The organism is Alistipes sp. (assembly GCF_048465635.1).
Taxonomy (GTDB): domain Bacteria; phylum Bacteroidota; class Bacteroidia; order Bacteroidales; family Rikenellaceae; genus Alistipes.
Genome location: NZ_DBFWLF010000005.1, coordinates 336,173 through 348,779 on the forward strand (window position 1 = coordinate 336,173; position 12,607 = coordinate 348,779).

The 12,607-nt window shown below is 66.2% G+C and carries 10 protein-coding genes; 9 read left to right on the forward strand and 1 reads right to left on the reverse strand.

All coding sequences use genetic code 11. The annotated features are described in order from the left end of the window. The first annotated feature begins 23 nt into the window (after positions 1–23). From gcvP to ACMO9O_RS02485, 9 genes are all read left to right on the forward strand, one after another. A complete protein-coding gene (gene gcvP, locus ACMO9O_RS02445) occupies positions 24–2,849 on the forward strand; it encodes an aminomethyl-transferring glycine dehydrogenase (RefSeq protein ID WP_418982030.1) in 2,826 nt (941 codons plus the stop codon). Between the two features lie 748 nt (positions 2,850–3,597). Further along, positions 3,598–4,143 (forward strand): FKBP-type peptidyl-prolyl cis-trans isomerase, encoded by a 546-nt coding sequence (locus ACMO9O_RS02450; RefSeq protein WP_418982031.1) that lies wholly within the window; start codon positions 3,598–3,600, stop codon positions 4,141–4,143. Positions 4,144–4,221: 78 nt separating this feature from the next. After that, complete coding sequence (locus ACMO9O_RS02455) at positions 4,222–5,445, forward strand: WG repeat-containing protein (protein ID WP_418982032.1); 1,224 nt, start codon at positions 4,222–4,224, stop codon at positions 5,443–5,445. 37 nt (positions 5,446–5,482) lie between these two features. After that, positions 5,483–7,213 carry a DUF4954 family protein gene (locus ACMO9O_RS02460; RefSeq protein WP_418982033.1) on the forward strand — a complete coding sequence of 577 codons (1,731 nt, stop codon included), beginning with the start codon at positions 5,483–5,485 and terminating at the stop codon, positions 7,211–7,213. A gap of 17 nt (positions 7,214–7,230) precedes the next feature. Continuing rightward, complete coding sequence (locus tag ACMO9O_RS02465) at positions 7,231–8,088, forward strand: VWA domain-containing protein (RefSeq protein WP_418982034.1); 858 nt, start codon at positions 7,231–7,233, stop codon at positions 8,086–8,088. Between the two features lie 2 nt (positions 8,089–8,090). Then, positions 8,091–9,065: a WG repeat-containing protein gene (locus tag ACMO9O_RS02470; protein WP_418982035.1), complete on the forward strand. Its 975-nt coding sequence runs from the start codon at positions 8,091–8,093 to the stop codon at positions 9,063–9,065. Positions 9,066–9,081: 16 nt separating this feature from the next. Beyond that, the gene (trxB, locus tag ACMO9O_RS02475; protein WP_418982036.1) at positions 9,082–10,002 is read left to right on the forward strand and encodes a thioredoxin-disulfide reductase; all 921 of its coding nucleotides are present in this window, start codon (positions 9,082–9,084) and stop codon (positions 10,000–10,002) included. Positions 10,003–10,186: 184 nt separating this feature from the next. Continuing rightward, on the forward strand, positions 10,187–11,110 hold the full coding sequence (locus ACMO9O_RS02480; RefSeq protein ID WP_418982037.1) for a ribonuclease Z: 924 nt from the start codon (positions 10,187–10,189) through the stop codon (positions 11,108–11,110). Next, positions 11,107–11,859 (forward strand): RNA methyltransferase, encoded by a 753-nt coding sequence (locus ACMO9O_RS02485; RefSeq protein WP_418982038.1) that lies wholly within the window; start codon positions 11,107–11,109, stop codon positions 11,857–11,859. The genes ACMO9O_RS02480 and ACMO9O_RS02485 overlap by 4 nt, the downstream gene beginning before the upstream one ends. 204 nt (positions 11,860–12,063) lie before the next feature. Here the strand turns inward: ACMO9O_RS02485 and ACMO9O_RS02490 are convergent, their stop codons facing one another. Further along, entirely contained in the window at positions 12,064–12,444 is a 381-nt protein-coding gene (locus tag ACMO9O_RS02490; protein WP_418982039.1) for a hypothetical protein, read from the reverse strand. Positions 12,445–12,607: the final 163 nt, after the last annotated feature.

Below are 12,607 nucleotides of genomic sequence, written 5' to 3' on the forward strand. Positions count from 1 at the left end.
ACAAACCTCCAAAAACAGCATTCATGTTCGACCGTTTTTCCGACCGCCACATCGGCGTCAGCAACGAAAAAGAGCTTCGGGAGATGCTCGCCACGATCGGCGTCGGCTCCGTCGAGGAGCTTATCGCACAGGTTATCCCCGCCTCGATCCGTCTGAAGAAACCCCTGCCGCTGCCCGCCGAGGGGATGAGCGAATACCAGTTCGCCGCCCACATCCGCGACCTGGCCGAGCGCAACCGCCCGCTGCGCTCGTTCATCGGCATGGGCTACTACCCGTGCGCGGTCCCGGCCGCCGTGGTGCGCAACGTCTTCGAAAATCCCGCCTGGTACACCTCCTACACCCCCTACCAGGCCGAAATCTCGCAGGGGCGGCTCGAAGCGCTGCTCAACTTCCAGACGGCCGTCCTTTCGCTTACGGGGCTGGAGATCGCCAACTGCTCGCTGCTCGACGAGGGCACGGCCGCGGCCGAAGCCATGCTGATGATGTTCGCCGCCCGCACGCGCGAAGCGGTCAAGGAGGGGCGCAACCAGCTCTTCGTCGACCGCAACCTCTTCCCGCAGACGCTCGACGTGCTGCTGACGCGCAGCGAACCCTTCGGCATCGAACTGATCATCGACGAATACGACCAATACGAATTCACGGGCCGCGAGTTCGGAGCCGTCGTGCAGTACCCGGCCGCCGACGGCGCCGTGCGCGACTACTCCGACTTCGCCGCCGCGGCCCACGCCAAGGGGGCGGCGGTCACGGCGGTCGCCGACCTGCTGGCGCTCGCCCTTTTGAAGGCGCCCGGCGAGTGGGGCGCCGACATCGCCGTGGGTACGACCCAGCGGCTGGGAACCCCAATGGGATTCGGCGGTCCGAGCGCCGGCTACATGGCTGCGCGCGAAGCGTTCAAACGCAACCTCCCGGGCCGCATCATCGGCGTCTCGGTCGACCGGCTGGGCAACCGCGCACTGCGCATGTCGCTGCAGATGCGCGAACAGCACATCAAACGCGAGAAGGCCACCTCGAACATCTGCACCGCCTCGGCGCTGATGGCCTCGATGGTCGGCTTCTACTGCGTCTACAACGGACCCGAAGGGCTGCGCCGCGCCGCCGAAACGGCCCACCGCGCCGCCGTAACCGTGGCCCGCGCCCTCGAAGCGCTCGACTACAAACTCGCGGCACACGACTTCTTCGACACGCTCGAAGTGGGGGCCGACGCCGCCGTGGTCCAGTCGCTGGCGCTCGAGAGCGGCATCAACCTCTTCTACCCCTCCGAGGAGCGCGTGCGTCTCTCGTTCGACGAGGTGACCACCCCCGAGGAGATCGCCGCCGTCGTGGGGATCTTCGCCGCCGCCAAAGGGCGCAAGCCGCGGGCCGTGAAGCCGGTCGCCGAAAACGCGCTGCCCGCCGCCCTGCGCCGCACCTCCTCCTACCTGACCGAACCCGTCTTCAACGCCTACCGCTCGGAGAGCGCCCTGATGCGCTACATCAAGCGGCTCGAACTGCGCGACATCTCGCTCGCAAACTCGATGATCTCGCTGGGTTCGTGCACCATGAAGCTCAACGCCGCGGCCCTCATGCAGCCGCTCTCGCTCGCGGGCTTCCAGAACATGCACCCCTTCGCCCCGGCAGACCAGGCGGAGGGCTACCGGGAGCTGATCGCCGGGCTGGAACACGACCTGGCCGTCATCACCGGCATGGCCGCCTGCTCGCTGCAGCCCAACTCGGGCGCGGCGGGCGAATACGCCGGGCTGATGGTCATCCGCGCCTACCACCAGAGCCGCGGACAGGGCTATCGCAACGTGGTGCTGATCCCCGCCTCGGCGCACGGCACGAACCCCGCCTCGGCAGCGATGGCCGGCATGAAGATCGTGACGGTGGCGTGCGACGCCAACGGCAATATCGACGTGGAGGACCTCACGGCCAAGGCCAAGGAGTACTCCTCGGAGCTGTGCGGACTGATGGTCACCTATCCCTCGACGCACGGCGTGTTCGAGAGCCGCATCCGCGAGATCGTCGACGCCGTGCACGACGCGGGCGGACAGGTCTACATGGACGGCGCGAACATGAACGCCCAGGTCGGGCTGACCAACCCCGGCTACATCGGGGCCGACGTCTGCCACCTGAACCTGCACAAGACTTTCGCCATGCCCCACGGCGGCGGCGGTCCGGGCGTGGGTCCGATCTGCGTGGCCGAGCACCTGCGGCCCTTCCTGCCCTCGCATCCGATTGTCGCCACGGGCGGCGACGAGGGCATCACCGCCGTCGCCTCCGCACCGTGGGGTTCGGCGCTGTTGCTGCCGATCACCTACGGCTACATCAAGATGCTGGGTGCGGACGGACTGCGCCGGGCGACCGAGATGGCCATCGTCAACGCCAACTACATGTCTGCGGCGCTCCGCGATGAGTACCGCACCTACTATGCAGGCGAGACGGGCCGCGTGGGACACGAAATGATCCTCGATCTGACCGCTTTCAAGAAGGATTACGGCATCGACTGCGGCGACATCGCCCACCGCCTGATGGATTACGGCTTCCACGCCCCGACCCTCTCGTTCCCCGTGCACGAGACGCTGATGGTCGAGCCGACCGAATCGGAGCCGAAGGCCGAGATGGACCGCTTCATCGAGGCGCTGGTGCAGATCAAGCGCGAGTGCGAAGCCGTCGGCGGCGAGGCGGACAACGTGGTGGCGAATGCGCCCCATACGGCCGTGGAGATTGCGGGCGAGTGGCCGCACCCCTATTCGCGGCTGGAGGCGGCCTTTCCGCTGGAGTGGGTCCGCGAGGCGAAGTTCTTCCCCTACGTCTCGAAGATCGACAACGGCTACGGCGACCGGAACCTCTGCTGCCGGAATATGGAATAATTTTCCTATCTTTGCAGCCCGGCCTGCAAATTGCACCTTTTATTAGGAGGCGAATTACTCACCGGGGGGGGGTATGCCGCGAGTTTCGGCAGGTTCAGTGTTCTTTCGGGCCGCAGCCTGCGGAGGAACGCGAAATGCGGGCCTCCGCGACCGGAGGCTGCGGCCCGCCGGCCTGACAGCCGGGAACAAGGCCGCGGACTGCACCCTCCGGCTAACGGAGCCGCAAACAGCGTGGTTTAAGAAGCATCGAAACGACGAGCTTCGACCTGTTTCGGACGCAGCCTGCGAAGGGACGCAACAGCGGGCCTTCGCGGGGCGAGGCTGCGGCCCGCCGGCTTGACAACCGGGAACAAGGCAACGGGCTACCGAACCCGACCGCGGTGGGATAAAGCCTCCGTCGTGGCGAATCGGAAAGGAAGTACGACTGCCCGGCAGCACAGAACGATCCGAACAACGCCGCGGTGGGATAAAGCCCCCGCCGTGACGAAATCGGGGCGGAGACACGACCTCCCGACGGCGCAGAACAGTCCGAACCACACCGGCAGGAGAAAGCCCCACCGTGACGAAATCGGGAGCGGAGACACGACCTCCCGACCACGCAGAACGGTTCGAACCACACCGCGGTGGGATATAGCCCCCGCCAAGGCGGGGGTTTGGGGGTGGGTCCAATCTGCATACGCCGCCAACGGCGGCGAGGCACGGAGGACCGGGATGTAAAACGATAGAAACACTTAACACCTAATATTACATGAAAGTCGAAAACAACAAAATGGTCGGCGTGGACTACAAACTCACCGTCGACGGACAGATCGCGGACCAGTCGCGTCCGGGCCAGCCGCTCGAATTTATCTTCGGCACGGGGATGCTCCTGCCCAAATTCGAGGAGGCCATCCAGGGCAAGGAGGTCGGCGACCGCGTCGAATTCACGCTTTCGCCCAAGGACGGTTACGGCGAACTGATCGCCGAAGCCATCGTCGACCTGCCCAAAGATATCTTCATGGTAGACGGCAAGCTGGCCGAAGACATCCTCTTCGCCGGCAGCCAGGTCCCGATGAGCGACGCGCAGGGCAACCGCATGATGGGCATCGTCCGCGAGGTCGGCGACCAGACCGTCAAGATGGACTTCAACCACCCGATGGCGGGCAAGACGCTCAATTTCGAGGTTGAAGTAGTCTCCGTGCGCGACGTGACGCCCGAGGATCTGCAGGGCGGCTGCTCGTGCGGCGAATGCGGCGACGGCTGCAGCGAAGACTGCGGCTGCGAAGACCACGACGGTCACTGCAACTGCCACTAAACGACAGGCGGGGCCGCAAGGTCCCGCCTTTTTTCTTTCACCCCCGACCCGAACCCTTCCGGCACCCGAACCCGAACTTTGTTCACCCTCCGCCAATACATCGCCACCCTCTCCGATCCGCAGGGCCTCACCCGCACGCTGGGCGACATCGCGGTTTGCCGCGACCCGGACGGGCGGATCTGCTGTTCGGCGGGCAACACCGCTGCGGTCTTCCGCATCCGCCACCGGGGACGCATCCGCTCGCTGCGCTGCTACCTGCGGCCCGTGCGCCATCTGCGGGAGATTTACGGCGACCGGCTGCTCGAAAAGGAGCTTTGGGTCTACCTCACCCCCGACCAGGGGGCTTGGACCGACGTGGTCGTGGGCGACTGGATCGAGGGCGTGCCCCTGCACGAAGCGATTGCCGAAGCGGCCGCCGCACGCGACGAAGCCCGTCTCACGGCACTCTCGGTCGCTTTCGACCGGCTGGCCGCGGCGCTGGTCGCCGATCAGCAGGCCCACGGCGACCTCAAACCCGAAAACATCATCGTCGCTCCCGACGGAGCGTTGCATCCGATCGACTTCGACGCGTCCTTTCTGCCCGCGTTCGCCGGGGAGCGAAGCCCCGAGCTGGGCACGGCGGCCTACCAGCACCCGGCGCGCACGGCCGCGGATTTCGACCCGTCGCTCGACGACTACCCCGCGGCGCTGATCGCCACGGCGCTGCATGCCCTGCGGCTCGACCCCACGCTACACGACCGCTACGGCGACCGGGACGGGCTGCTCTTCGACCCCTCCGGCATCGCGGCGGACCCCGCCCTGCGCGAAGCGACGGCCCTGTTCGAAACGGAGGGGCTGGCCGCGCACTACCGCATAGCCCGGCTGCTCCACGCCCCTGCGCTCCGCCTGCCGGGGCTGGGCAGTCTGCTTGCCCGGTCCGCCCGGGAGAGCGAGGCGAACGCCCCTCATCCCGCGACCGTCCATCCGCCCGCCCCGGATTGCACTCCTGCCGAAACCGGAACGCCCGCTCCATACAACGCTCCCGAGGCGCCCGAACTCTTCGTCCGGGACGGGTTATGGGGTTACCGCGACGGGGAGCGTATCGTCATTCCGCCGCTCTACGACTGCGGTTTCGACTTTAGCGAAGGGCTGGCCGCCGTCCGGCTTGGGAAGACGTGGCAATACATCGACCCGGCGGGCCGCACGGCGATCCGCTGCCCGGGCTGCGAGGCCGTCAAGCCCTTCCGCGACGGCCATGCGGTCATCGTCCGCGACGGGAAGCGCCTCCGAATCGGGCGCACGGGGATCGAGTTTGTTATTTAGCGGGCAAATCGTTATATTTGCCGTTAAAACAGAACGCATGGACGCACTCAGAAAGTTAACCGCGGCGGAGATCGCAGCCGTCGAAGCGTGCGGCTCCTCGGCCGAAGCGTGGACGGAGGTGGCGGTCTCGGCGGATTTCCGGCCGGAACAGCTGCTGCAAAGCCGGCTGGAGGGGCGCGTGGAGATCGCCTCCGGGGCACGCATCGTCCGCTCGCGCGTCAGGAACTACCGCCTGGGCGAGCGCACCGTCGTCGAGGGGGTCACGGCCCTCGAATGCCGCAGCCGCTCGGCGTTCGGCAACGGCGCGCGCGTGGCGACGATGAACGAATGCGGCGGCCGCACGGTTCCGATCTTCGACCGCATGTCGGCGCAGGTCGCCTATCTGATGGCCGTCTACCGCCACCGGCCCGCGATGGTCGCCGCGCTGGAGCGGATGATCGCCGACTACTGCGAAGCACGCACTTCCGATATGGGCGAAACGGGCCGCGACTGCCGCATCGTCGGGGCGCGCTTCATCCGCGAGGTGCGTATCGGCAACGGAGTGACCGTCGACGGAGCCTCCGTGCTCCAAAACGGCACGGTATGCGACGGAGCGTGCATCGGCGTGGATGTAAAAGCCTACGACTTCATCGCGGCCGAGGGGGCGCGGATCGATAACGGCGCCACCGTCGAGCGGTGCTTCGTGGGCGAGAGCTGCCGCTTGGACAAGGGATTCACGGCCGCCGAATCGCTCTTCTTCGCCAACTCGCACTGCGAGAACGGCGAGGCCGCGGCGGTATTCGCGGGGCCCTACACCGTCTCCCACCACAAGTCGTCGCTGCTGATCGCCGGCATGTTCTCCTTCTTCAACGCCGGCAGCGGTTCGAACCAGAGCAACCACCTCTTCAAGAGCGGCGCCGTGCATCAGGCGGTCCACCTGCGCGGCTGCAAGTTCGCCAGCAGCGCCTACATCATGTCTCCCGCGCTGGAGGGGGCCTTCACGATGATCATGGGCCACCACTCGTTCCACCACGACACCTCGATCTTCCCCTACTCCTACCTGATCGAACGCGACGGACGCTCGTTCCTCATGCCGGGCGCGAACCTGACAAGCTACGGCGCGGTGCGCGACATCGAGAAGTGGCCGGCCCGCGACCGCCGCACGCTCAAACGCGACGTCATCAACTTCGAGGAGTACAACCCCTACGTCACGGGAGCCATGCTCCGGGCCGTGGACACGCTCCACCGGCTCGAGGAGCAGGACCCCGACGCGCCGGTCTATGCGCATAACAAGGTGCAGATCCGCGCCTCGGCGCTCCGTCGCGGCATCGGGCTTTACAACCGGGCCATCGTCGCCGCACTGGGCGCGATGCTCGAGGGGGGCAGCTCCACGGAGCGGTACGACGGCGCGGGCCGCTGGATCGACGTGGCCGGACAGTACATCGCCAAACGCGCGGCCGACGACATCGTGGCCGCGATCGAAAGCGGCGAGCTGACCACCCCCGAGGCCATCGACAACCGCTTTCGGGTCTTCTTCGTCCATTACGGCGATTACGCCCGCAGCTGGGCCGAGCAGGTCTACGCCTCGATGCTGGGGCATACGCCTACAGTCGGGGAGATCCGCGAGGCGATCGCCGCCGGCCGCAACGCCCACGCCGCGCTGCGCCGCACGACCGACGCCGACCGCGCGCGCGACTGCTCGCTCGACATGGCCGTGTCGTACGGTCTGGACTGCGACGACGAACGCGAACGCCGCGACGACTACCGCGCCGTCCGCGGCCTGGAATAGAACCCAAAGACGCAACCATGTATACGCAGAGCATTACGAGAAACCACCGGACGGCGTTCGTCCTTTTGATCGACGCCTCCGGCTCGATGGCCGAACCCATCCTCTTTCGCGGCCGGACCGCGACCAAAGCCGAGGCGGTGGCGCGCATCGCCAACGACCTGTTGTTCGAACTGATCGAACGGGCGCGCCGCAGCGACGGCGTGCGCGACTACTACGACCTGGCCGTGATGGCCTATTCGGGCGACGACGAGGTCTACTCGCTGCTGCCCGACAACCGGGAGCTGATCGGCGTGGCGGAGCTGGCCGCGCGGGAGATGCCCGTGCGGCGCGAGCTGGTCGAACACCGGCTGCCCGACGGCGGCACGGCGCTGCGCGAAGTTCCCGTCCCGGCCTGGATCGAGCCGCATGCTGCTGGGCAGACGCCCATGTGCGAAGCCCTGCGCCGGGCGCGCGACCTGGTTGCGGCGTGGTGCGCCCACCCGGCCCATGCGCAGAGTTTCCCGCCCGTGGTCTTCAACATCACCGACGGCGAAGCCACCGACTGCGACGAGGAGGAGCTGCGCGCTGTGGCCGGGCAGATCAAGGCGATCCGCACCGGGGACGGAAACGTGCTCCTGGTCAATATCCACATCGCGGCGGGCGACGCTCCGCACAGCGTCTTCTTCCCCACCGAGGCGGAAGCCGCCTACCCCAACCGCTACGCTTCGCTGCTCTACGACTGCTCCAGCCCGATGCCCGCACTCTTCGACGAGTCCATCCGCGAAGCGAAAGGTCCCGGAGCCGTGCCGCCCTTCCGCGGCATGAGCTACAACGCCTCGGCCGCCGAACTGGTGGTCATGCTCAACATCGGATCGATCAGCGTCAAAACCGAATAGCCATGACCCCGACCCTGCAAACCTTCGCCCGGGCGCTCGCGTCGCCCGACCTGTCGTTCGCAACGCTTGCCGACGCCCGCGCGGCGACGGATGAAAACGGCCTGCCGCAGCTCGTGCGCACCACGCGCTTCGCCGAAGCGCGGATCACCTGGCACGGCGAGCAGTGGCTGCTCTTCCTGCCCCTCTCGCCCGCCGCCCTGCCCCGCATCGAACGCACCGCCTCGGCCCTGCGCCGGCTCAACAGCCCGTGGCTGGCCGAATACCGCATCCTGCCGCAGGAGCTGCGCTGGGCCGACGCTGCGGGCAACGCACAGCACTGCGATCTGGTGCTCCAGCACCTGCCCCGGGGCCGCGACTTCGAGGAAGCGCTGCTCGCCGAACACGCCCCGACGCTCCTTGCGGCGCTCGATGCCCTCCAAGAGGAGCTGCGCCGGATCGGCTTCAGGCACAACAACCTCAAGCCCGGCAATCTGCGCTGGAGCGGCGGGCGGTTTATCCCCCTGCGCTACCACGATGCGCATCTGGGCGAGGGAAGCGACAACGACCGGGAGGCGTTCGCGGCGCTCCGCAGCCGAATCGAAACGTGCTCGGGAACCGGCCAGGCGCACGACGTCGCCGCCGCTTACTCCCCGCTGCGGCGGCTGGAGGGCCACCGCTGGACCAGCCACGTCTTCGAGGGGCTGGTCTGCGTCGAGGACCAGACGGGTTACGGCTACGTCGACACGGAGAACCGGACGGTCATCCCGCCGCAGTTCCTTTGGGCGGGCGACTTCCGCGAGGGACGCGCCGAGGTCCAGACCGCCGAGGGCATGGGGCTGATCGACCGCCAGGGCCGCTTCGTCATCCCCGCCCGGTACGAGATCGTCGACTACGATCCGGTGGAGAGCGTCGTGCACGTGCGGCAGAACGGACGGTGGGCGCTTTTCGACTATTTGGGTCGCCGCCTGACCGAGTTCGGAACGAAATGTGAATGTTAAAACGACAAACAACGTTATGGAAGAAGTAAAAGTACTGATTATCGGCAGCGGGCCGGCCGGCTACACCGCCGCCATCTACACCTCGCGCGCCAACCTCCAGCCCGTACTCTACGAGGGGATCGAGCCGGGCGGGCAGCTTACGACCACCACCGACGTGGAGAACTTCCCCGGCTACCCCGAAGGGGTGAGCGGCCCGCAGATGATGGCCGAGATGCGGCAGCAGGCCGAGCGCTTCGGCGCCGACATCCGCACGGGCATGGTCACCAGCGTCGACCTCTCCTCGCGGCCGTTCCACGTCATCGTCGACGGACAGCGGGAGCTGATGGCCGAGAGTCTGATCATCGCCACGGGCGCGTCGGCCCGCTACCTGGGTCTCCCGTCCGAGACCAAATACCGCGGTCAGGGCGTGAGCGCCTGCGCCACGTGCGACGGCTTCTTCTACCGCAAGAAGGACGTGGCGGTGGTGGGCGGCGGCGACACGGCCTGCGAAGAGGCCACCTACCTCGCCTCGCTCTGCCGCAAGGTCTACCTGATCGTCCGCAAGCCCTTCCTGCGCGCGTCGAAAGCGATGCAGGAGCGGGTCTTCCGCACGCCCAACATCGAGGTATTGTTCGAGCACAACACCGCCGAGGTGCTGGGCGACGAGTCGGGCGTCACGGGGGCGCTGCTGCGCAAGAGCGACGGCTCGGAGCAGAAGATCGACATCTCGGGCTTCTTCCTGGCTATCGGCCACCACCCCAATACGGAGCTTTTCGCCGACCAGCTGGCGCTCGACGCCGAGGGATACATCATCACGGAGGGCAACAGCTCGAAAACCAACGTCGAAGGGGTCTTCGCCGCCGGGGACGTGCAGGACCCCCACTACCGCCAGGCCATCACCGCCGCCGGGTCGGGCTGCATCGCGGCACTCGACTGCGAGCGGTTCCTGCTGCGGTAGACCTCCGCATAATAATACCGATGCAGAATCCGGTGTATCCGAGAATATTGATTTTTAATTTTTGATTTTAGGGAGGCGGATGGGGTGCATCGTGCAGTCCGGCACGGATGGGACATACAAATAGTATTTCCCATTCGGGACGGACAAGGGATGTGCCGCAGACACCCCATAAAATCGAAAAGATATGAGCTTCAACATCACCATATTAGGTTCCGCTTCGGCCAAACCCACCGCGAGCCGGCATCCGTCGGCCCAGGTGGTCAATGTACATGAGCAGCACTTTCTGGTGGACGCGGGGGAAGGAGTGCAGCAGCAGCTGATCCGCTGCGGCATCAACCCGCTGAAGCTCCGCGCAGTCTTTATCTCCCACCTGCACGGCGACCACGTTTACGGGCTTTTCCCGCTGATTTCGTCGCTGGGCCTCTACGGCCGCAAGACGGCGCTAAGGGTCTTCGCACCCGCGCCCTTCGGGGAGATGCTGGCCTGCCACCTGCGCTATTTCGACAGCGAACTGCCCTATCCGGTGGTGTGGAGCGAGGTGGACACCACGCAGCACGCCCTGCTTTTGGAGAACCGCACGCTCGAGGTGTGGAGCATCCCGCTGCGCCACCGCGTGCCGTGCGCCGGATTCCTCTTCCGCGAGAAGCGGCCGCCGCTGAACGTCGACAAGTTCCCGATCGCCAAATACGGGCTGACGATCGCCCAGATCACCGCCGCCAAGCGGGGCGAGGACGTGACCCTCGCCTCGGGCGAGGTCATTCCCAATGCGGAGCTGACCTACTGTCCCTACGAACCCCGCTCCTATGCCTACCTCTCCGACACGAACTTTTCGGCCAAAGCCGCAACCCTGTGCAAGGGGGTCGATCTGATGTACCACGAAGCCACCTACGCCGCCGCCGAGCAGCGCATCGCCCGCGAGCGGGGGCACTCGACCACCGCCGACGCGGCCAAAGCGGCCCTGAAGGCCGGAGCGCACCGGCTGGTGATCGGCCACTACTCCTCGCGCTACAAGGACGAGGGGGTGCTGGTCGAGGAGGCGCAGCGGCTCTTCCCCGAGACCTACCCCGCCACCGAAGGAACCTGCTATACGATCGAAAAACAGCGATGACCAAAGCCGACATACAACTCGTCCGCGCGCTGGCCGACAAACGCGGCCGCACGCAGCACGGCCTCTTCGTGGCCGAAGGGGAGAAACTGGTGGGCGAACTGCGCGCCTCGCACCTGCACATCCGAAGGATCTTCGCGCTCGAGGGGGTGTTCGTCGGGGAGGAGGTCGAGACCGTCACTCCGCGCGACATGGAGCGGCTGTCGCTGCTCAAAACCGCCTCCAACTCACTGGCATTAGTCGAAATACCCCGCTACGAACTCCGCCCGGAAGCGCTTGCCGGACAGTTGACGCTGGCGCTGGACGACGTGCAGAACCCGGGCAATCTGGGGACGATCATCCGTCTGGCCGATTGGTTCGGCATCCGCGACGTGGTCTGCTCGCCCGCGACGGCCGACTGCTTCAACCCCAAGGTCGTGCAGGCCACGATGGGGGCCATTTTGCGCGTAAGGGTCCACTACACCGACCTGCCGCCGCTGCTGGCTTCCGCCGCCGCGCAGAGCGTGCCCGTCTACGGCACGTTCCTCGAGGGGGAGAATCTTTACAAGACGGAACTTTCCGCCGCCGGGATCGTCGTATTGGGCAACGAGGGGCGCGGCATAAGCGACGCCGCGGCCCACACCGTGACGCACAAACTGCTGATTCCGCCCTATCCCCCCGACCGCCGCACGACCGAGTCGCTCAACGTGGCGATGGCCGCCGGAATCGTCTGCTCGGAGTTCAGAAGACAGGCGGGCACAAGGCAAAAGTAGGCCGGGACCGGGACAAATCCGGCCGGAGCATTTTTGGGGGGGGCCGAAACAGGTGCAAAAAGAGATACACGACGGACCGGGGCGTCCGATCGCCTGCGATCTTTGCCCGGCCGGGCCGCCTCCGCAAAACGGAGCGCGCCTATTCGGAGTCGGAGCGAGGCTTGCGGCGAAATCTGGGCAAGGGACCTCTGAACCCCGACGGGTTCAACCGACCGTCTCGGCCCGCTCCGGTTTGGCCGCCGGACATCGGGCGTAGATCTCTACACAGATCGCATGCGCCTGCGCGACCGCAAGCCGTCCCGGCATGCCGGGAAAGAGACACGCTTCATCGACCCGTTCCACACTCCGCAAAAACAGCTCCATCGTCCGACCCAGTTCCGCCGCCCGCCCATCCGGGAGGGCATCGAGGTCGCTCACACTCAGCACGGCGACGGCTTTGCGGGCACAACGATCGAACTCGCGCCAGACCACATCGCGCCGGCGCCGGTCGTACGGAGCCACCCACAGCGTTTCGAACATCAGCTCGAAGATCGCGTCGGAGAGGCCCTCGTTGTATTTCACCACTTTGCAACCGCTTCTTCTCATCTCACAGACCTTTTGGCTCGAAAAAGCGCGGGCAACGGACCGAATCCACCGCCGAGGTATTGGACGACCTGTAACGTAGAATAACGGTATATGCCCACGCCTGAGAAACAGCGAGAGCATCAACCTTTGTTCCTTACGCTACTTGGGAAGTGTCCAATTTCCG